Below are 20,285 nucleotides of genomic sequence, written 5' to 3'. Positions count from 1 at the left end.
CGGCGACACCGGCGCACCACCAGGTTGGTGGTGCAGTCATGCTGTGTCTTTTATGAACCTTGTCGCGTCAACGCTCAGTGCAGCGCTTCGGCGGGCGCGCCGAGCTGGCCGTCCGGGTCGAGCAGGATGCAGCCCAGCGCATGCAGATCCGTGGAAATACGGTAGCGATCGGCGAGCTCGGCCACCAGCGGGCCCAGCGCCTTCGGATGCAGGGGATAACCGTGCGCCAGCACGCGTGCACGGCCACCGTTGCCGCGCTGCGCAAGCGTGACGGCTACCACGCCCAGGCCCGGCGCTTCGTGCGCGTAGAGTGCCGGCGCGTCATAACCGGCGTCGACGTCGCCGAAAGTCTCAAGCAAGTAACCGGAGGCGGGTGCGCTGTCGACCAGTTTCAGCGGCAGGTGGTGCGCGTCGAGCAGCGCGGCGTACTGGCGCAACTCGAATACCACGCCAGCGAAATCGTGTGCACGCTGGCTGATGTCGCCCGGCTGGGTGCGCAGCCAGGCGGCCGGCGATTGCGCTTCCACCTTGCCATCGTGATAACGCAGCGCGAGGCCGCGCGCGCTCATCGTCGCCTCGTCGCGATAAGGTGTGAGCAGGGCAGCCTCAAGCAGCGTCCACAACGGTGCGAGGTTCACGTGCTCGTACTGCACGCAGGTCAATGCAAGCAGATCGTTGCGGCTGAGGTAGCGCGCGTGTTCCAGGCGCACGCCGAGCACGCGCATGAGCCAGTCCGCGGTGCGGGCGCCGGCTTCGCCACGGCCGACCAGTTCCACTTCCAGCTTTTCCGCGAGGCTCTCGGCCACCGACTCCGGCGCGAGCAGCGAGATGGGCAGCAGGCGCATCGGGCCGTCGGCGAACGCGGGTTCCGGCTCCAGCGGCTGGGCCGGCATGCGGCCCTCGTGGGTGCCGAAGGCCACCACGTTTTCCAGATGGCCGCGCGGCACGCGGCGAGCGAGCTCGTCCAGCGTCGCCCACACCGGAAAACCGGGGCGCAGCAGTTCTACAGCGTCGAACAACGCGCCAGCCATGGCAAGGCGCGCTTCGTTCACCTGGGGCACCAGCGTATGGAGGTCGGCGGCGACCAGCGCGGCCAGTTCGGCCGCCTCGTCGCGCGTCAAGGTGCGGCGGGCGGGCGTGTCGCCGGCCGAAAGCTCCAGCGCGAGGACCACGGGCAGGGCGACGAGTGCTTGAGCTTCCACGGATCACGAACCCGAACAGTAAGGAACCAGATTCTAGCATTGGGGGGATTTTGGGCTTCCGCGCCGTGGCGGGGCGGGTTAGCCTTGACGACTCGGCTTTTTCGGACCCCGGACAGCTCCAGCCATGGAAAACACGCTCAAGCGCGTCGGTGTGATCGGCGGCGTACGCATCCCGTTCTGCCGTAACAACACCGCCTACGCCGACGTCGGCAATTTCGGCATGTCGGTCAAGGTGCTGGGGGCGCTGGTGGAGCGGTACGGCCTGCACGGCCAGGAGCTGGGCGAAGTGGCCATGGGCGCGGTGATCAAGCACTCGTCCGAGTGGAACCTGGCCCGCGAGGCGGTGCTGTCCTCGGGCCTGGCGCCCACCACGCCGGCCATCACCACGGCCCGCGCCTGCGGCACCTCGCTGGACAACGCCATCATCATCGCCAACAAGATCGCCACCGGGCAGATCGAGGCCGGCATCGCGGGCGGTTCGGATACCACCAGCGACGTGCCCATCGTGCTCGGCGAGCGGTTGCGCAAGCGCCTGCTCGCGGTCAACCGCGGCAAGACCTGGCAGGACAAGCTGCGCGCCGCCACGCAGGGTTTTTCGCTGAAGGAACTGAAGCCGGCATTCCCGGGTGTGGCCGAGCCGCGTACCGGCATGTCGATGGGCGACCACTGCGAGAAGATGGCCAAGGAATGGCACATCGCGCGCCAGGCGCAGGATCAGCTGGCGCTGGACAGCCACCACAAGCTCGCCGCCGCGTATGAAACGGGCTTCTTCGAGGATCTGGTGGTGCCGTTCCGCGGTTTGAAACGCGACGGCTTCCTGCGTCCGGACAGCACCATGGAGAAGCTCGCCTCGCTCAAGCCGGCGTTCGACCGGACCTCCGGCCACGGCACGCTCACCGCCGGCAATTCCACCGGCCTGTCCGATGGCGCTGCCGCGGTGCTGCTGGGCACCGAGGAGTGGGCGGCCCAGCGGGGTCTCAAAGTGCAGGCGTGGTTCCGTGATGCGGAAGTCGCCGCGGTGGATTTCGTCCACGGCGAAGGCCTGCTGATGGCGCCGACCGTGGCCGTGCCGCGCATGCTGGCGCGCCATGGGCTCACCCTGCAGGACTTCGATTTCTACGAGATCCACGAAGCCTTTGCGGCGCAGGTGCTGTGCACGCTGCGCGCGTGGGAAAGCGCGGACTACTGCAAGCATCGCCTGGGCCTCGACCAGCCGCTGGGGGCTATCGATCCGGCGAAGCTCAACGTCAACGGCTCCAGCCTGGCGGTGGGCCATCCGTTTGCGGCTACTGGCGCGCGCATCGTCGCCACGCTGGCCAAGATGCTGGAACAGAAGGGCTCGGGCCGCGGCCTGATTTCCATCTGCACGGCCGGTGGCATGGGCGTCACCGCCATCCTCGAACGCTGAGCGGGCCTGTCCCGCCGCCATCGCCGTCTCCGATGTTCCGCCTTCGCACCACCGCCAGCCTGAGCCTGCTCGCGCTGGCCTTCGGCGTGGCCGGCACGGCCTGGCTCAGCACGCTGACCAGTCAGTGGCAGGGGCCGCCGGGCATGCCCTCCGTGCGCGGCAGCGACAAGGTGCGGATGGTGTTGCGTCGCCATCCGCACGCACCCGCCGCGAGCGAACGCACCGCAGCCGTTGCCCATTCGGCGCCGACACCGGCACGCCCCGCGGATACGCTGCCCACGCTTACGCCCGTCGACATGCCGTCGCTGCCCGCCGCGTGGTTGCAACGCACCGCGTTCGCGAGCGGACGCGTGGTGCTGCGGCTCACCGTGGACGGCGAAGGCCGTGTGGGTCAGGCGGTGGTGGCCGAATCCAGCGGCAATGCGGGACTCGATGACCGGGCTTTGCGCACCGCCGAGCACTGGCGCTTTGCCGTGCCGGGCGATCATCCGGAGGGATTGAGCGGCCTGCTGGTGATGCGGTTCGACGACGCGCCGTCGCCGACGTTCTAGGTTGTTGGAGCCTGCGCACGATTCCCGTGTGTGCCGACCAACCCCTCACCGTCATTCCGGCGAAAGCCGGAATCCAGTGCTTTTTCGCCTTTTCGACAAATCAAAGTCGCTGGATTCCGGCTTTCGCCGGAATGACGGTGAGGGGGTACAGATGTTGATCAGGAAACCCCTCATGGGTGCTCAGAGCACGCCTTGCGCACCCGCGCCGAACGCCGTGATCAACCGCGTGTAGATCAGCTTGGGTGACACGTCGACATCCGGGAAGTCGCCCACGGGCGTGTAGCAGCTGAAAAAGGCCGGATCGCTGGGGCGCATCGGCGTGCAGCCCGCCTTGAGGTCATAACTGGTCGCGTAGCGATACGGCCACAGGTCGAACACCGGCAGGCTCGCGGAGAAGTCGCCAATGGCCATGCTGAGGCTGCTCTGCTGGCGTGGCGCGATCACCCATGCGTTTTCCGGCTGCGTGTCGCGCAGGATGCTTTCGCGCAGCGCGCTGGCAAAGCGCGCGTCGTACACGATCACGCCCGCCTCGGTGTTGTAGTGGTCCGAGCGAGGGTCAAAGTTGTGCGAGCCGACCATGGCGAAGTCGTCGTCCACCACGATGGATTTGGCGTGCAGCGCGAAGCGGCGGCCCGGCGTGGTCAGTGGCGCGGGGCGATTGCGGCGCGCGCTGCTGCGGCTGCCGAGCAGGCCACGTTCCGTGCCCATGTGCCGGCGCTTGGGCGTGTCGCCCGGGGCCGTGGGCGCCGGGCCTTGGTCATCGGCGGCGTCCGCGTTGTCCTCGGCCGGTCCTACCGCGTGCGGCTTCATCTCGTAGATCTCGAAACCATAGTCCTTGAGGTAGCGCTTGCGGTGCTTGTACGAGAGTGCATACACCGCGAAGGCATCGGTCGAGGCCAGCGAGTTGGTCGATACCACAATGCGCGGTGGTGAGTCGCCCTGGTGCAGCCGCTCGAAGATGGCCTTGGCGCGGTCGCTCATCACCAGGTACGGCGTCTGCAACACCACCTCGTGCTGGGCGGCGCCGACCATGCGCATCAGGTGAGCGGTGAATTCGCGGGCACTGCGCTTGTCGGGCTGGTCGGTCTTGGCAGGCAGGTCGCTGAAGAAATCGACACGCCCCGTGCGCAGCGTGTCTGATACCAGCACGTCATCGATCCAGTCGCCGTCGCCCGCTTCCTCCAGCACGCGCTCGACGCGTTGCGGATGGGCGTAGCGCGGCTCGGGCAGGGGGCCGGGGTGATCGTCGTCGAGCAGATGCCGGTTCACGTCGCGCAGGTGGGTGAGTGGTGTCGTGCGCTTGTGGTTCCAGAACGTCTCGAAGCTGGAGGCCATCGCATGCGCGGCCGGGCCGCCCACCATCACGTCGCGGTCGACGTAGTCAAAGTCGTTGTCCCAGTCGAAATAGCGGTCCTGGTAATTGCGCCCGCCGGTGATGCCGATCAGGTCATCCACCAGCAGCAGCTTGTTGTGCATGCGTTGGTTGAACGTCATGAAGCAGCACACGATGCTCGCGCTGAACTCCGCCACCGAGGTCTGTGCTTCGTGGAAGGTCGGGTTGTACAGGCGAATCGCCAGGTTCTGGTGCACCGTGGCGAGCCGCTCCAGCAGCACGGGGTCGCCAAAGGAGAACAGCTGATCGGCGAGGATGCGCACCTTCACGCCGCGCCGCGCGGCCTTGATCAGCTCGTTGAGCACGAGCTGCCCGGCGTCGTCCTGGTCCCAGATATAGGTCTGCACGTCGATGCTGTGCCGCGCGGCGCGGATCAGGTTGAGCCGCGCGACCATCGCCGCTTCGCTGTCGTTGAGCAGCGTCACCACATGCACGGGCAGGTCGGGCGTGGAATCGGCCATCGCCTGTTGCGCGGCATCAAGCAATGGCGAGTCGACCGGGCAATGGTCTTCGCGGTCGCAATCGCTCTGGCGTTGCATGCCGGCGTCGACCACCGCGTCGGCGCGGCGGATGCGCGTGGGCGACACGCTGCATCCCGACAGGATCAGGATCGCTAAAAACAGGGCATAGACGGCGATCCAGCGCTGGCGCATGCCGCGATGATACGGGAGTTCGTTCCTATTCCTGCTTAACGCCGGGCGGCTTAACGCTGCCCGTAATCCAGGCTGATCATCATGCCCAGCTGCACCTGGTCGGAGATGGCCGTGCGATGGCCGCTCATGCCGAAATCGCTGCGCTGGATGGTGCCGCGCACGGAGATTACGCACTGCTGGGGCGCATCCAGCGGACAGCGCGAGGGCAGTAGTTCGAAATGCGCAGGCTTGGTGACGCCGCGCAGGGTCAGCGTGCCGCCGAGGTCGCCGCCTTTCTCCAGCATCTCCAGCGAGATGGGTTTGGAGATGAAGTGGATCGAAGGAAAACGCGATGCGTCAAAGAACTCCGGCGCCAGCACCCAGCGCCGGATACGTTCGGACCCCATCTGGATGCTGTCCACCGTGATGTGGGCATCGACCACGGCGGTGTCGTGCAGGCTGCTCAGGGTGACGTCGCCGTCGATTTCCTCGAAGCGGCCGCTGATCTGGCTGAGCCAGAACAGCCTGACGCCGAAATCGGCATGGGAACGTGCGGGATCGATGCGGTAGTCCGCCGCCTGCGTGGGCTGCATGAGCAGCAGCAACAGCAGCAGGCAACAACTGGCGAACGGAAGCGTCATGGCGACCCGGGCGTCATGGCGACCAGAACGCATCCAGACGGGCATTGCCCGGTTCAAGCGCACCGTTGAGGTGCAGCACGGCAAGGCCGGCCGGCGGCATGCCGCGGAATTCGTCGGAACGCCCTTCCACCAGCAGCGCGACCAGACGCTCGATACCCGGGTTGTGTCCCACCAGCATCACCGTGCCGGCGTCGCCATGCTGGTCGAGCAGGGCCAGCAGCTCGCCGGGCGTGGCTTCGTAGATGTCGTCGGTGTACTCGGTGGCGGGTGCATGGCTGTAGGCGGCGAGCGCCAGTTCGGCGGTGGCGCGGGTCCGCTCGGACGGGGAGCACAGCACGCGGTCGAGCTTGACCCCGTGCGAGGCCAACCACTTGCCGGCGGCCTTCGCCTCCTGCTCACCGCGCCCGCTCAGGCGCCGGCTCTGGTCGCTGGCACCGCCCGCGGCGGGCTGGGCTTCGGCGTGTCGCAACAGGATCAGTTCGTGCATGTTTGGCTCCCCAGGGTCATACGGCCTGCGTGGTACGCGATGTCAGTGCTGGCGCTTGATCCAGCGCAGAAGGTGTTTCCAGTCCTCCTGGTGACTCCTGACGTTTTCCGAAGCGTAATCAAAGATGCCCTTGCCGAGTGCGGTCAGCAGCACATAGGCCTGGCTGTCGCGCAACTGCGCCACCAGCGGGAATGGCGATTGCTCGGCCACCCTTGCCATGGCGTCCTGGCTGGCATTGGTCCAGGGCTTGAGGCGATTGCCGACCAGCCCGACCGGCAGCTTGCCCCGTTTGATCCGGTTGACCTGCTGGAGTTCCTCCAGGAAACCGAACGTGGCGTCGAGGTCGAAGGTGGACGGCAGCACCGGCACCAGCACCACGTCGGCCTTTTCCAGGTACGGCTCCAGGTCGCGCTCCTGCGAGCCGGCCGGGGTGTCGATGAGGACGCGCTGCGTGTCGGGGGGAATCTTGTCCAGCGCCTTGCGGCCGCCTTCGATGGCCAGCACGCCGGGAACGTTGTCCGGGCGGTTGGCCGCCCAGCGGAAACCGGACTGTTGCCGGTCGGCGTCGACGATGGCCGTGTGCTTGCCATCCTGCGCCCAGTGCGAGGCCAGTTGCGTGACCAGCGTGCTCTTGCCGCAACCGCCTTTGCTGCTTGCTACCAGTACCGTCAGCATGATGCCGCCCCAGTGTCCAAGCCGGGCTCAAGCCTACACGATGGCCGGGGAGCGGACGCAAGCGCGGCCGCGCGAATGGCGCCGCGCCTGCGTTGCGTCAGGTGATCAACCGGCCTTGGTGGGTTCCCAGTCCGACGGTGCATCGACTGGCATGTTGTAGTCGTGCAGCGCAGTGAGCACCAGGCTCATCTGCGTGCCGCCGGAGCGGGCGAGCTTCAGCAGGTGTTGGGCCACGGCGGTATCGTTTTTGGCCCGCAGCGAGAGCTGGGAGAAGCTCTGCACCTGCCACACCAGGTTGCGGCGCAGGCGCTTGGCGTCTTCCTGCTGGGAGGTGTCCTCGTCCAGCACTTCGCGCAGGTGCAGGCCCAGCGAGCGGGACAGCGGACTGGAGCCCCATTCCAGCAACTTGCCCAGCTTGAGGCAGTCGGCCTTGACGCTGGGTTTGTCGGCGTTGTCCTCGCACAGGCGCGAGGTTGCCTGCAGCGCGGGCTGCGGTTGGCCTTCGGCAAGGCCGAACACCAGGGTCAGCTGCACGTCGGCGCCATTCATCGCCGACAGCGGACCCACCACGTTGGTCGGCGGCGGCAGCAGGGTCACCGCGCCGGACAGCGCCTTCAGGGTGGCGCCGGTGTAGTCGTCGTAGACCTTGGCCGAGGCCGCCTTGGCCAGATCCTGGCGGGCGTCATCGTTCTTGCCGTCGCGGATGTCCTGGCCGAGCTTGAGCAGCCACACAGCCGCGTTGTCCGGGGCCTGCTGCACGAGCTTGGCGAGCGCATCGGCGTTGGGGCAGTCCGATGCCTTGGCGTCGCAGTCGCTCAGGCGGGCCCAGCTGATCTCCGGACCCGCGCCCTGGGCCTCGGCAGCCCGGCCGATCAGGTTGTGGTAGCTGTTGAAATCCGGCTGGTCGGGCAGCGGCCGGGCCAGCAGGGCCGCTCCCATCAGCGGGATCGGGTCGGCCTGGGGTGCGCTCACGCTGACCAGATCCTTCTGGTATTGCAGCAGCGCCTGGCGGCGGGCCGTCTGCTGGGTGTCGGCGGTGGGAGCCTTGGCGGGTGTCTTGGCCGCCAGGACAGGACCGGAAACTGCGGCCAGCAACAGGGCAAACGGGAGAAGGCGCCGTCCAAGCATCGATGAGTCCTTACAGAAAGCGAACAATCAGGATAGCGCCCAAGCATTAAGCTCGCCTGATCCGCGGGATGCGAGGGACGGGAGAACGCGCCCTGCCTTGTTAGCATGGCCGCTTCGCGACGCCCCGGGGTGACATGTCATCCTGCGCAGCACAGGAGAAAACCACGTGAACAATCTTTCCATACTGGCCGATGGCCGCGCCGCTCCCTGGTTCGTGGGCTGGGGCACGCTGGCGCTGATCAATGCGGGCCTCGCCCAAGGCAAGAACCGCAGCGGCCTGCTGTGGTTTCTGCTGTCGCTGGTGTTCGGGCCGTTGGCCACGCTGGTGCTGGTGCTGATGCCCAAGGCCCGCCAGACCCTGTTCTGATCGAAGTCCTCCTCGGTCCCTGTGGAAGCGCACCCTGTGCGCGACGATCCCGCGGGGCAGGTCCGATGGGAGGCGCTTTTCCGGCTCTTGTCGCACACCTTGGCGACCGTGTCGCGCACAGGGTGCGCTCCCACAGTGGGGAACACAGGCACAAAAAAGCCCGGCGTGGAGGCCACGCCGGGCTTTTCGCTGGAACCGAGGGCTTACTCGCCCAGCGCTTCGCGCATGAATTCCGGCTGGGCCAGCGCCGCCTTGTGGATATCGGCGTTGTAGTAGCGGGTCGGGAAGTTCTTGCTCAGCGCGCCGCGCTCGCGGAAGCCGGCCAGGTCGCCGCCCTTGCGGACCATGGTGCAGCTCCACCAGCCGGTGGGGTAGCAGGGCTGCGGGAACGGCAGGGTCTTCACCGCGCTGAAGCCGGCGGTGCGCATGGCCGAACGCATGGACTTGATCAGCTCCAGGTGGGCGATCGGCGATTCCGACTGCTGCACCAGGATGCCGCCGTGGCGCAGGGCCTTGTAGCAGCTGGCGTAGAAGGCGGCATTGAACAGGCCTTCGGCCGGGCCGACCGGGTCGGTCGAGTCGACGATGATCAGGTCCAGCGACTCCGGCTCGGCCTCGGCCATGTACTTGATGCCGTCGATGAACAGCAGCTCGGCGCGCGGGTCGTTGTTGGAGTCGCACAGTTCCGGGAAGTACTGCTCGGCCAGGCGCGTCACGCGCTCGTCGATCTCCACCTGCACGGCGTGCTCCACTTCCTCGTGCTTGAGCACTTCACGCAGCGTGCCGCAGTCGCCGCCGCCGATGATCACCACGCGCTTGGCGCGCGCATGGGTGAACAGCGCCGGGTGGGTCATCATCTCGTGGTAGAGGAAGTTGTCGCGGCTGGTCAGCATGACGCAGCCATCGATCACCATCAGGTTGCCCCAATCGGTGGTCTGGTAGATCTCGATGGTCTGGAACGGGGTTTTCTCGGCGTGCAGCAGCTTCTCCACGCGGTAACCAATGGAGGAGCCGGAGGCCTGATGGGCTTCGGTGAACCAGCTGGGATGCTGCGACATGGGGCTGTTCCTGACGATCAAAGGGTTCAAAGAACGGGAATTGTAGCCGAACGGACGGCATCTTCCGGGGTTGTTGCCGGCACATTGTCACAAGACGCCGTTACAATACCGGTCCGGATCGCCGCGCCAAGCCGCTGACGGTCCCAAGGAAGTGCCGAACGGAGTTGCCGTCATTCCAGCGAAAGCTGGAATCCAGTGCCTTTGGGCACCCCGCGAAAGTCGCTGGATCCCAGCCTTCGCTGGGATGACAACTCCAGGTGGCGTTCCCCAGGTCAGTCCGGCCCCGCGGCGTGCAAGGCTTCCGGCCGGCTGACTTTGCCTCGTCAAGGCTCCGCCGCTGCGACGACATGTTCAGGGTGTAACACGCCCGTTGTATCAAGGAGCCCTCCATGTCGAAGCACTGGAACATCGACGCTGCCCGCCATACCTACGCCGTCCCGCATTGGGGCGACGGCTACGTCGATGTGAATGACGCCGGTCACATCGTGATGCGTCCCCACGGCGCCAAGGGCCCGGCCCTGTCGCTGCCGGCCATCGTGGACCGCGCCCGCGCCGAGGGCCTGCGGCTGCCGCTGCTGGTCCGCTTCCCGGACATTCTCGCCGACCGTTTGAAGCGCCTGCAGGACGCCTTCGCCAAGGCCATCGGCGAATGGAGCTACGCGGGCGGCTATACGGCCGTGTACCCGATCAAGGTGAACCAGCAGCGCGGCGTGGCCGGCGAGCTGGTGGCCGCGGGCGAACACGGTTTCGGCCTCGAGGCCGGTTCCAAGCCCGAGCTGATGGCCGTGCTGGCGATGGCCCGCCCCGGCAGCATCGTGATCTGCAACGGCTACAAGGATCGCGAATACATCCGTCTCGCGCTGATCGGCCGCAAGCTGGGCCTGCGCGTGCACATCGTGATCGAGAAGTTGTCCGAGCTCGACCACGTCTTCACCGAAGCCAAGGCGCTCAATGTCGAGCCGCTGCTCGGCGTGCGCGTGCGCCTGGCCTCCATTGGTGCGGGCAAGTGGCAGAACACCGGCGGCGACAAGGGCAAGTTCGGCCTGTCGCCCAGCCAGGTGCTCACCCTGGTGGAGCGCCTGGAGCAGGCCGGCCTCAAGCACACGCTGAAACTGCAGCACTTCCACATGGGCTCGCAGATTTCCAACGTGCGCGATATCGCCAACGGCATGCGCGAAGCCACGCGTTACTTCGTGGAACTCAAGCGCATGGGCGTGCCGCTGGACATCGTTGACGTCGGCGGCGGCCTGGGCGTGGACTACGAAGGCTCGCGTTCGCGTAGCCACAACTCCATCAACTACTCCATCGAGCAGTACGCCTCCACCATCGTGCAATCGCTGGCCGAAGCCGTGGCGGAAGCCAATCTGCCCGCGCCGCACATCATCACCGAGGCCGGCCGCGCCATGACAGCGCACCACGCCGTGATGGTGGTGAACGTGACGGAAGTGGAAGAAGTGCCCGCCGGCAACATTCCGTCCGCGCACGATCATGAGCCGGCCGTGCTGCGCCGTTTGCGCGAAACCTGGGCCGAACTGGATCAGCGCCCCGCGCTGGAATTGTTCCACGAGGCACAGCATCACCTCGCCGAAGGCCAGACGCTCTACGCGCTGGGCCAGTTGAACCTGGAAGACCGCGCGCGCCTGGACGACATGTACTACGCCATCGCCAACGCGGTGCGTATGCGCCTGCTGCCGGCCGAGCGCTCGCACCGCCAGGCGATGGACGAGCTGGACGAGAAGCTGGTCGACAAGTACTTCGTCAACTTCTCCGTGTTCGAATCCGTGCCGGACATCTGGGCCATCGACCAGATCTTCCCGATCGCACCCATCGCACGCTTGAATGAGGAACCGACACGCCGCGGCGTCATCGTGGACCTCACCTGCGACTCCGACGGCCGCATCGACGATTACGTCGACGCCGAAGGCGTGGACGTGAGCCTGCCGCTGCACGCGCTGAAGGAAGACGAGAGCTACCGTCTCGGTATCTTCATGGTCGGCGCGTACCAGGAAACGCTGGGCGACATCCACAACCTGTTCGGTGACACCGACGCGGTGAACGTGCGTGTCGATGGCGATTCGTATGTTTTCGCGCACAGGCGTTGTGGCGACACCACCGACCTGATGCTCGACTATGTGGGCTATGACCTTGAAGCGTTGCGCCAGAGCTATCGCGAACGCATCGCGGCGGCTGGCGTGGAAGGCGACGCGGCCGAGCAATTGTTCGTCACATTGAACGAAGGATTGACCGGCTATACCTACCTCTCCGAGGGCGCGCACTGAGGCGGTAAGACAAGGCGCACGGCTCTCTAGCTCGTCATTCCGGCGCAGGCCGGAATCCAGTTGCGGTATCGCGCGGTTTTCGCGAAGAAATTCAATGAACCACTCGCGAGAACCCGTCATTACGGCTACTGGATTCCGGCCTGCGCCGGAATGACGAAGTAGGAGAGGTTCGGGCAAATTGTCCATTCGTCGCATGGATGCGTGCCTGCTAGCTGTGCCAGCCTGTTCCGTCTGGACGGACAGGCCACGCAGCCCACAACCTGATTCCGTTTCTGCTTTCCCCGTTCCCCATCGACAGGAGTGGTTATGGCAAGTCTCGACGGCAAGGTGGCACTCATCACTGGCGCGGCCAGTGGCCTCGGCAAGGCAATCGCCGAGCTTTACGCGAAGAATGGCGCGGCAGTGGCCATCGCCGACATCAACCAGCAGGCCGCCGATGCGGCCGCCGCCGAGATCAACGCGGCCGGCGGCAAGGCCATCGGCATCGCGATGGACGTGACGGACGAAGCCGCCGTCAACGCCGGCACCGACAAGGTGGTCGCCGAGTTCGGTCATCTCGACATCCTGATCTCCAACGCCGGCATTCAGATCATCAATCCGATCGACCAGTTCGCCTACGCGGATTGGAAGAAGATGCTCGCCATCCATCTCGACGGCGGCTTCCTCACCACGCGTGCCGCGCTCAAGCACATGTACAAGGACGATCGCGGCGGCATCGTGATCTACATGGGTTCGGTGCACTCGCACGAAGCGTCCAAGCTCAAGTCCGCCTATGTCGCCGCCAAGCACGGCCTGCTGGGCCTGGCGCGCACGCTGGCGAAGGAAGGCGCGGCACACAACGTGCGTTCGCACGTGATCTGCCCTGGCTTCGTGCGCACCCCGCTGGTGGAGAAGCAGATTCCCGAGCAGGCCAAGGAGCTGGGCATCAGCGAGGCGGACGTGATCAAGAACGTGATGCTCAAAGATACGGTGGATGGCGTTTTCACCACGGTGGACGACATCGCGCAGACGGCGTTGTACCTCGCCACGTTCCCGTCGGCTGCGCTTACCGGCCAGTCGATCGTGGTGAGCCACGGCTGGTACATGCAGTAATAGCGGCTAACAAAACCACCGGGTATCCCGAAGAGCATGCTTTTGATCGTCATCCCCGCGGAAGCGGGGATCCAGTGCCTTAGCCTTCGCCGTGCTGAAAGGCGCTGGATTCCCGCCTACGCGGGAATGACAGGGCTCAAACGTAACGGGGTTTTGTCAGCGGTTCCAAGTTGCGGTGCCCCGTGCGATATGCCGAACGGGGGTCAACCCGCTGTCTTCATCCATCGATACTCGCCCGGGCAGGCCAGGATGCATCGCGCGGACGGGTTGCCAGGAGCGCAAGCGCCATGAAGATTGCCGACGTGAAGGCCAACGCCTTCGCCATGCCTTTGACCAGCCCGGCGTTTCCGCTGGGGCCGTACCGATTCGTCAACCGCGAATTCCTTGTCATCACCTATCGCACGGATCTCGATGCCCTGCGCGCCGTGGTGCCCGAACCGCTGCAAGTCACCGAGCCGCTGGTGAAGTACGAATTCATCCGCATGCCGGACTCCACCGGTTTCGGCGACTACACCGAATCCGGCCAGGTCATTCCGGTCAGCTTCGAAGGCCAGCACGGCGGCTACGTGCACTCGATGTATCTGAACGACCATCCACCGATTGCCGGTGGACGCGAGTTGTGGGGCTTCCCCAAGAAACTCGCGAGTCCGGAACTGGCGACTGAGATCGACACCCTGGTTGGCACGCTCGACTACGGCAAGGTGCGCGTGGCCAAAGGCACCATGGGCTTCAAGCATCGCCCGGCCGACGAGCAGGCCGTGCTGGCCTCGCTGGCCGCGCCCAACTTCCTGCTCAAGATCATCCCGCATGTGGACGGTTCGCCGCGCATCTGCGAACTGGTCCGTTACTACACCACCAACGTCACGCTCAAGGGCGCCTGGACCGGCCCGGCGGCGTTGGAGCTGCACCCCCACGCGCTGGCGCCGGTGGCCGATCTGCCGGTGCTGAAGGTGGAGTCGGCGCTACATTTCGTCACCGACCTGACGCTCGACCTGGGCACCGTGGTGTACGACTATCTGGCTTAATAAGCCGAGGCTGATGCGTATGGACGTCCGTAAAAACTCGTCGGAACCGAAGCTGTCGGATCAGGATCTGCTGCGACAGTTGCACAAGCAATACCAGACCACGGCGCTGGTGCTTCAGGGTGGTGGCGCGCTGGGTGCTTACCAGGCTGGCGTGTACGAAGCGCTGGATGCCGCCGGCATTCACCCCAACTGGATCGCCGGTATTTCGATCGGCGCGCTCAACGCGGCGATCATCGCCGGCAACGCGCCCAAGCAACGCGTCGAGCGCCTGCGCGAGTTCTGGCAGAGGATCACCCGCGAACCCCTGTTCCCCGTCTGGCCTACCGCGCCGCTCGATCCGGGCGCGTGGGAACTGCCATGGCAGAACGGCCTGAGCGGCTGGGCCGCGTGGCGTGCGCTGGTGGAAGGCCAGCCCGGCTTCTTCACGCCGCGCCCGTTCCCGCTGTGGCCATGGCGGGCCTCGCCGACCACAGCGAGCTGGTACGACACCTCGCCACTGAAAACCACGCTGGAGCGCCTGGTCGATTTCGACCGCATCAACCACAAGACCGCCATGCGCGTGTCGGTGGGCGCGGTCAACATCCGCACCGGCAACTTCGCCTACTTCGACAACACCGAAGGCGAGCTGCGCGTCGAGCACTTCATGGCCTCCGGCGCATTGCCGCCCGGGTTCCCGGCCATCGAGATCGACGGCGAGTTTTACTGGGACGGCGGCATGGTCTCCAATACGCCGCTGTACAAGGTCCTGTCCGATGCCTCGTGCCGCGACTCGTTGATCTTCCAGGTCGACCTGTGGAGCGCGCGTGGCGAGGTGCCCAAGGACCTTGCCGAAGTCACCTCGCGCTCCAAGGACATCCAGTACTCCAGCCGTACGCGCCTGATCACCGAATACATGGCGCAACGCCAGCGCCAGCAGCGCATACTGCACGACTTGATGGCGCTGGTGCCGGAAGACCAGCGTAAGCATCGCGCCTATCGCCAGGCGGAGGTCTACTCCAACAGCGCGGTAGTGAACCTGTTCCACCTGATCTACCGAAACAAGCCGTACGAAGGGCATTACAAGGACTACGAGTTCAGCGTCGACAGCATGCGCCAGCACTGGAGCAGCGGCATGGAAGACATGCGGTGCACGCTGGAAGAACCTCAGTGGTTTGAAAAGCCGTCGCCTGAACATCCCTTCGTGACGCATGACGTCCACTGTGAAGATTGAACCTGCAGGAATACCCATGACACTCAAGGCAGCATTTATCGGACTCGGCGCCATGGGCACGCCGATGGCCGGCCATCTCAATGCCCATGGCCTGCTCCATGCCGTCGCCAGCCGCACCCAGTCCAATGCGGACAAGGTGGCGAAGGAACTTGGCGTCGCCGCGCCGTCGCTGGCGGAGATCGCCCAGCAGTGCGATGTGATCGCGCTGTGCGTCACTGCCGATGCCGACGTGCTCAACACCGTCGATGCGCTGGCCCCGCATCTGAGAAAGGGCGCCATCGTGGTGGACCACTCCACCGTCGCACCGGATACCGCCAAGCAGGCGGCGACCAGGCTGGCGGCAGTCGGTGCGCATTTCCTCGACGCGCCGGTCTCCGGCGGCGTGGAAGGTGCGAAGAACGGCAAGCTCTCGGTGATGGTCGGCGGCGAAGCCGATGTGCTCGAACGCGCACGCCCGGTGCTGGAAGCGTACGCCTTGCGGGTGACGCATCTGGGTGGCGTTGGTGCGGGCCAGGCCACCAAGGCAGTGAACCAGGTGCTGGTCGCCGGCATTGCCCAGGGTGTGTGCGAAGGCCTCGCACTTGCCGAAGCACTGGGACTCGACCCGGAACGCCTGCTACCCACATTGGGTGCCGGCGCAGCCGGCAACTGGTTCCTCGAAAAGCGCGGCGCCACCATGCTGCGCAATGAATTCAGCGTCGGCTTCAAACTCGGTCTGCTGCACAAAGATCTCGGCATCGTGCGCCGCATCGCGGAAAGCGCCGGCACCAACCGCAGCGTGATCGAGCGCTCACTGACGGATTATGCGGAGCTGATGAGCCAGGGTTACGGCGACGACGACATCTCCGGGTTGATCCGGTTGAAGCGCAAGGGCTGATTCTGGATTGCCCGCCCGAAGGTATCGAATGGCCGTGTTGATCAACACGGCCTTTTTCTTTCTATAGCGCGTGCGTTTTCAGGATGGGGTGCGATCTCTCCCGACAAGGGATGCGAAAAGCCGAGCACCCTTCCGAGACAAATCACTGCCTCGGTTGAGATATTTCTCGTTTCTTCCCTGCGACTGGTCTCGTAAATTTTTTCGCTCTCTCTTTCGGCAGTGACGGCAATGGCGCTGTTGCTAGGACAGACAGGAAAGAGCAGTGCAGAGAGATCAGCAATGAATCGAATCTATCGAGTTGTTTGGAACTTCGTTGCCGGAACCTGGGTGGTGGCCTCGGAGCTGGCAAAAGGGCGAAAGAAGGCACCGGGTGTTAGCGCTCTTGCAGTGACATTGGCCGTCGTCGCGGTAAACCCAACGTCATTGTCGGCTACCGACTATACCCAGCCCGTGGTCGTGGCAGGTGGTCAGAACCTGGCACTGAACAACGACACCGTGACCGTCTCCGGAGACGGGCTGGCTGGACTTGCGTCCTTCGACGCCGGTTCCCTGTTCGCTGTCAACAACGTCACGGTCAGCACCAATGGCGAAGGGACGCCTGGTGTGCTCGCCTTGGATGGTGGCTATGTTTCATTTCTGGGCGGCTCCATCAGCACGGCGGGAATCAACGGTGCTGATGCCGTTTTGGCATTGGGTAGTGGCTCGCGGATAGATGCCAGGGCGACATCGTTCGCCACCATCGGTGACATGTCCTACGGTGCGAGCGCGATGGACGGAGCCACCGTGACGTTGGATAACGTCGGTGTCTCTACCTCGGGTGCGGGAGGCGTTGGGTTATTCAGCGATGGCGCGAACGGACGATCCAGCCTGACGGCGTCCAACTCGTCGATCAACACGAGTGGTCTGCATGGGGCTGGATTGCTCGCCACAAAGGGTGGCTCCCTTTCGTTCAATGATGGGCGTATTGTCACCGCCGGTACCGGTGCCCATGGCGCCATTGCGGATGGCACAGGCACGACGCTTTTCCTCAGCAACAACTCTCTGCATACGTCAGGAGAGCAGGCTTATGGTGTGGAAGTCAGCAACGGAGCGATATTTAACTCCGCAGGCAATTCCATCGTCACCGACGGCGTCAATTCTTACGGCGTTGTGGCCTTCCAGAACGTCAATGTGAACTTGTCGGGCGGCAGCATTAACACCAACGGGCAAGGGTCCATTGGTCTGGCGGGATACCAGGGCGCTGCGGTCAACGTGGCAAATCTGAGCGTACAAACTACCGGTGAGGATGGTGCAACCGGTGTGGGCGCCTATGGCGTTGACGCCGAGGCTGGCGGCCGTATCACATTGGGCGATCACACAAGCGTGACAACAACCGGCACCAGCGCCGTGGGTTTGTTTGCCCTGGATAGCGGTAGCCAGGTCATGACGAACGGCGCAGTGCAGATCAATACCGAAGGTGGTCACGCCCACGGTGCGCTGGCGCAAAATGGCGGCGTGCTGGCATTGGGGCAAGGCGCAGGAATCGAGACGGCCGGCGCCAACGCGGAGGGACTGTTCGCACTCAACAGCGGTAGCCAGATCAGGACAAACGGTTCGGTCGGTGTCAGCACCACGGGCGCGAGCGCGCACGGTGTTCTGGCACAGGATGGCGGCGTCATCCTGCTGGGAGAGGGTGCGGCTGTTGGTACGACCGGATCCAGCGCGATGGGTTTATTTGCCATGGATAGTGGCAGCCAGATCACCACGAGTGGCAAGGTGCAGGTCAGCACCACGGGCGACAGCGCCTACGGTGCGCTGGCGCAGGGTGGCGGCATACTCGCATTGGAACAAGGTACGACGATTGCGACCTCGGGCAACAGCGCTTCGGGCGTGGTGGCTCTGAACAACGGCAGTCAGGTCAATGCCACGGGGGTCGCCGTTACGACCAGCGGAGTGCAGGCCGATGGCGTGGCACTGGGCAATGCAACAGTCAATCTTACCGACAGTATCGTGACGGGGCAGCGCTACGGCGTGCTGCTGTCGTGGGACGGCAGCACGCCGGTAACCAATACCCTCAACGTTTCAGGAGGGACGATCACCTCGGTGACGGGCGACGCCATTCATGTGGCGGCAGGTGACAACAACATCGTCAATGTCAGCGAGAGTGCGGTGATTTCCGCAGGTAATGGCACCTTGCTGAATGTCGTCGCGCCCGGTGCGGCGGTCAGTCTTTTCGCGAGCGGCAACGTCGCCCTTGATGGCGATATCGCTGCCGTGAAGGGCGGTGTGGCCAATGTATCGCTGGCACAAGCGTCGACGCTTAACGGCGCGATGCACAATGCATCCACCGTGAGTCTGGACGGCAGCAGCCGTTGGAACGTTACGGCAAGCTCCGACGTGAAGCAGCTCGATCTGGCGGGCACCATCGCCTTCGCCGCACCGTCGCCAACCTACAAGAGCCTTGTGGTGCACGGCGATCTGGTTGGCAATGGCGGCACCATCGTCATGAATACGGTGCTCAACGATGGCGGTCCACTGTCCAACCAGCTTACTGACCGCGTCCTGGTAGAAGGCAATGCCAGCGGCACCACGTATCTAAGCGTGATGGGCAACGGCTCTGGTGCATCAACCGATACCAACAACAACGGCGTTCGGGAGGCAAACGAAGGCATTTCGTTGGCTCAAGTGGCGGGCACGTCATCTGCGACGGCATTTGTCCTGGCTGGTGGCTATGTTGCCGTGGGTCCGTGGCGTTACGACCTTGTCTCCTATCAGCCGGGCAGCAGCGATACCTCTCAACGTGTTGTTGCAGGCGCTGGCAATGGCTATTGGGATTACCGCTTGCAGAATGCCGTTGTGCCCAATCCGACGCCGACTCCGGATCCGACCCCAGATCCTGATCCGACGCCAACCCCGACACCCAGCCCTGATCCGAGCGGCAATGGTGGTGGTGTGCCGGTGCGCCCGGTCGTGGTTCCGCAGGTGCCGGCATATTTGAGTGCCAGCACGGCCATGCTGTCCTACGGCATGCGCAGCGTGGGCAGTTTGCACGATCGCCTGGGTGAGCTGCATCAGGGCGAACCCCTGGAGGCGGGCAATAGTGACGAGTTCTACGCACGCACGTTTGGCGGCAACTACCAATACCACACCGACCGCAGCTTCGGTGAGTACGGTTATGACTTCAACCAGAACGATCGTGCCATCCAGATCGGTGGCACGTGGTTGAAGACGGGTGACGATGCGTCGACGTTCCGACTGGGCGCTTATGTCAGCACGGGTACGTCGCATATCACGCCGAAGGCCGTTGATGGCACCAGTGACATGCGCATGAGCGCCAACAGTGTCGCCGCCACTGGCACCTACATGATGGGCAACGGGTTCTACGTGGATGGCGTGGTTGCGCGCAACTACTACAGCACGCGTGTAGATACCGCTTATCGCGGTTACGACATGGCCAAGATGAAGACACACGGCTGGACGTACTCGCTGGAGAGCGGCTATCCGTTCGTGTTTGGCAATGACTTGCGCGTGGAGCCGCAGGCTCAGGTGGTCTACCAATCGTTGCGCACCAACAGCTTCCACGACGCCGATGGTTTGTTGGTGTCGCCGGAAAACGCGGGCGCTTGGCAGGGTCGCGTGGGCGCCAACTTGACCAAGACCTTCGTGACCGCCAGCGGTCAGCGTTGGACGCCCTGGGTGCGTGCCAACTATTTGTGGAGCTCCAGCACTCGCAGCAACGTCGGCGTGTCAAGCGACGAGTGGGGCGTCAGCAGCACCCTGGCGGGTGGTAGTTGGGGTCAGGCTTGGCAGGTGGGTGCGGGTGTCACCGGCACGCTTACTTCCGCGATCTCCGTGTACGGTAGCGGCGATTACCAGGGCAGGGTGGGTAGTGCCGGTGAACAGGGTTGGAGCGCAAACCTGGGGATGCGTTGGCAGTTCTAAAACTGGAGTGAGGTGCAGCATGGGACAAGTCTGCACCTTGCTTGAACTGCAAACAGAGGCGCTAGGGAGTCATAGCGCAGAAGCAAAAGAGGCCGTGTCGTAAGACACGGCCTTTTTACTTCCATTCGAATTGCGGAAAAGTGATCGGAGTGAGACACATGGAGCAAATCGGGAGGACGAAGCGCTATCTGGAACGTATACGGGAGCTCTACGCTGGGACGCAGTTGGTTTGGAGCGACAGGAGGCGCTACGGGATTTATCTTGGCGATGTGGATGCTGAAACAAAAAAGGCCGTGTCGAAAGACACGGCCTTTTTATGTGCGTCGCGAGAAATACGCG

The 20,285-nt window shown here is 64.5% G+C and carries 16 protein-coding genes; 9 read left to right on the top strand and 7 right to left on the bottom strand.

The features are described 5' to 3' along the window. Positions 1–74 precede the first annotated feature (74 nt). Positions 75–1,202 carry a hypothetical protein gene (locus tag HY57_RS02905; RefSeq protein ID WP_026034144.1) on the bottom strand — a complete coding sequence of 376 codons (1,128 nt, stop codon included), beginning with the start codon at positions 1,200–1,202 and terminating at the stop codon, positions 75–77. A 124-nt stretch (positions 1,203–1,326) separates the two neighbouring features. On the opposite strand from HY57_RS02905, the gene HY57_RS02900 reads away from it, so the two are divergent. Together HY57_RS02900 and HY57_RS02895 are read left to right on the top strand one after the other, a co-directional pair. After that, positions 1,327–2,610 (top strand): acetyl-CoA C-acetyltransferase, encoded by a 1,284-nt coding sequence (locus tag HY57_RS02900; RefSeq protein WP_019466533.1) that lies wholly within the window; start codon positions 1,327–1,329, stop codon positions 2,608–2,610. 32 nt (positions 2,611–2,642) lie between these two features. After that, a complete protein-coding gene (locus HY57_RS02895; protein ID WP_026034145.1) occupies positions 2,643–3,161 on the top strand; it encodes an energy transducer TonB in 519 nt (172 codons plus the stop codon). 180 nt (positions 3,162–3,341) lie between these two features. Here HY57_RS02895 and HY57_RS02890 read toward each other — a convergent pair whose 3' ends face one another. From HY57_RS02890 to HY57_RS02870, 5 genes are all read right to left on the bottom strand, one after another. After that, positions 3,342–5,207: a phospholipase D-like domain-containing protein gene (locus HY57_RS02890; RefSeq protein ID WP_019466534.1), complete on the bottom strand. Its 1,866-nt coding sequence runs from the start codon at positions 5,205–5,207 to the stop codon at positions 3,342–3,344. Between the two features lie 50 nt (positions 5,208–5,257). Further along, positions 5,258–5,827: a YceI family protein gene (locus tag HY57_RS02885; protein ID WP_019466535.1), complete on the bottom strand. Its 570-nt coding sequence runs from the start codon at positions 5,825–5,827 to the stop codon at positions 5,258–5,260. A 13-nt stretch (positions 5,828–5,840) separates the two neighbouring features. Continuing rightward, positions 5,841–6,314 carry a SixA phosphatase family protein gene (locus HY57_RS02880; protein WP_019466536.1) on the bottom strand — a complete coding sequence of 158 codons (474 nt, stop codon included), beginning with the start codon at positions 6,312–6,314 and terminating at the stop codon, positions 5,841–5,843. A 42-nt stretch (positions 6,315–6,356) separates the two neighbouring features. Then, a complete protein-coding gene (locus HY57_RS02875; RefSeq protein WP_019466537.1) occupies positions 6,357–6,989 on the bottom strand; it encodes a ParA family protein in 633 nt (210 codons plus the stop codon). Positions 6,990–7,094: 105 nt separating this feature from the next. Continuing rightward, positions 7,095–8,117: a hypothetical protein gene (locus HY57_RS02870; RefSeq protein ID WP_019466538.1), complete on the bottom strand. Its 1,023-nt coding sequence runs from the start codon at positions 8,115–8,117 to the stop codon at positions 7,095–7,097. Positions 8,118–8,283: 166 nt separating this feature from the next. On the opposite strand from HY57_RS02870, the gene HY57_RS02865 reads away from it, so the two are divergent. After that, positions 8,284–8,484: a hypothetical protein gene (locus HY57_RS02865; protein WP_019466539.1), complete on the top strand. Its 201-nt coding sequence runs from the start codon at positions 8,284–8,286 to the stop codon at positions 8,482–8,484. Positions 8,485–8,687: 203 nt separating this feature from the next. Here the strand turns inward: HY57_RS02865 and speE are convergent, their stop codons facing one another. Beyond that, positions 8,688–9,542, bottom strand: a complete 855-nt coding sequence (gene speE / locus HY57_RS02860) for a polyamine aminopropyltransferase (protein WP_019466540.1) — start codon at positions 9,540–9,542, stop codon at positions 8,688–8,690. Positions 9,543–9,931: 389 nt separating this feature from the next. Here speE and speA point away from each other — a divergent pair, with 389 nt between their 5' ends. From speA to HY57_RS02830, 6 genes are all read left to right on the top strand, one after another. Further along, positions 9,932–11,821 carry an arginine decarboxylase gene (gene speA / locus HY57_RS02855; RefSeq protein ID WP_019466541.1) on the top strand — a complete coding sequence of 630 codons (1,890 nt, stop codon included), beginning with the start codon at positions 9,932–9,934 and terminating at the stop codon, positions 11,819–11,821. Positions 11,822–12,127: 306 nt separating this feature from the next. Beyond that, positions 12,128–12,913: a 3-hydroxybutyrate dehydrogenase gene (locus HY57_RS02850; RefSeq protein ID WP_019466542.1), complete on the top strand. Its 786-nt coding sequence runs from the start codon at positions 12,128–12,130 to the stop codon at positions 12,911–12,913. A 287-nt stretch (positions 12,914–13,200) separates the two neighbouring features. Then, positions 13,201–13,938 (top strand): acetoacetate decarboxylase, encoded by a 738-nt coding sequence (locus HY57_RS02845; protein ID WP_019466543.1) that lies wholly within the window; start codon positions 13,201–13,203, stop codon positions 13,936–13,938. Positions 13,939–13,957: 19 nt separating this feature from the next. After that, on the top strand, positions 13,958–15,148 hold the full coding sequence (locus HY57_RS02840) for a DUF3734 domain-containing protein (RefSeq protein ID WP_019466544.1): 1,191 nt from the start codon (positions 13,958–13,960) through the stop codon (positions 15,146–15,148). A 16-nt stretch (positions 15,149–15,164) separates the two neighbouring features. Further along, positions 15,165–16,025, top strand: coding sequence for an NAD(P)-dependent oxidoreductase (locus HY57_RS02835; protein WP_019466545.1), 861 nt, complete (start codon positions 15,165–15,167; stop codon positions 16,023–16,025). A gap of 279 nt (positions 16,026–16,304) precedes the next feature. Next, positions 16,305–19,946, top strand: coding sequence for an autotransporter outer membrane beta-barrel domain-containing protein (locus HY57_RS02830; protein WP_158407941.1), 3,642 nt, complete (start codon positions 16,305–16,307; stop codon positions 19,944–19,946). The last annotated feature ends 339 nt before the right edge of the window (positions 19,947–20,285 follow it).

Source organism: Dyella japonica A8, assembly GCF_000725385.1.
Classification (GTDB): Bacteria; Pseudomonadota; Gammaproteobacteria; order Xanthomonadales; family Rhodanobacteraceae; genus Dyella; species Dyella japonica_C.
The sequence above is the reverse complement of the archived record's forward strand: the minus strand, read 5'-3'. Positions and strand labels throughout refer to the sequence as shown.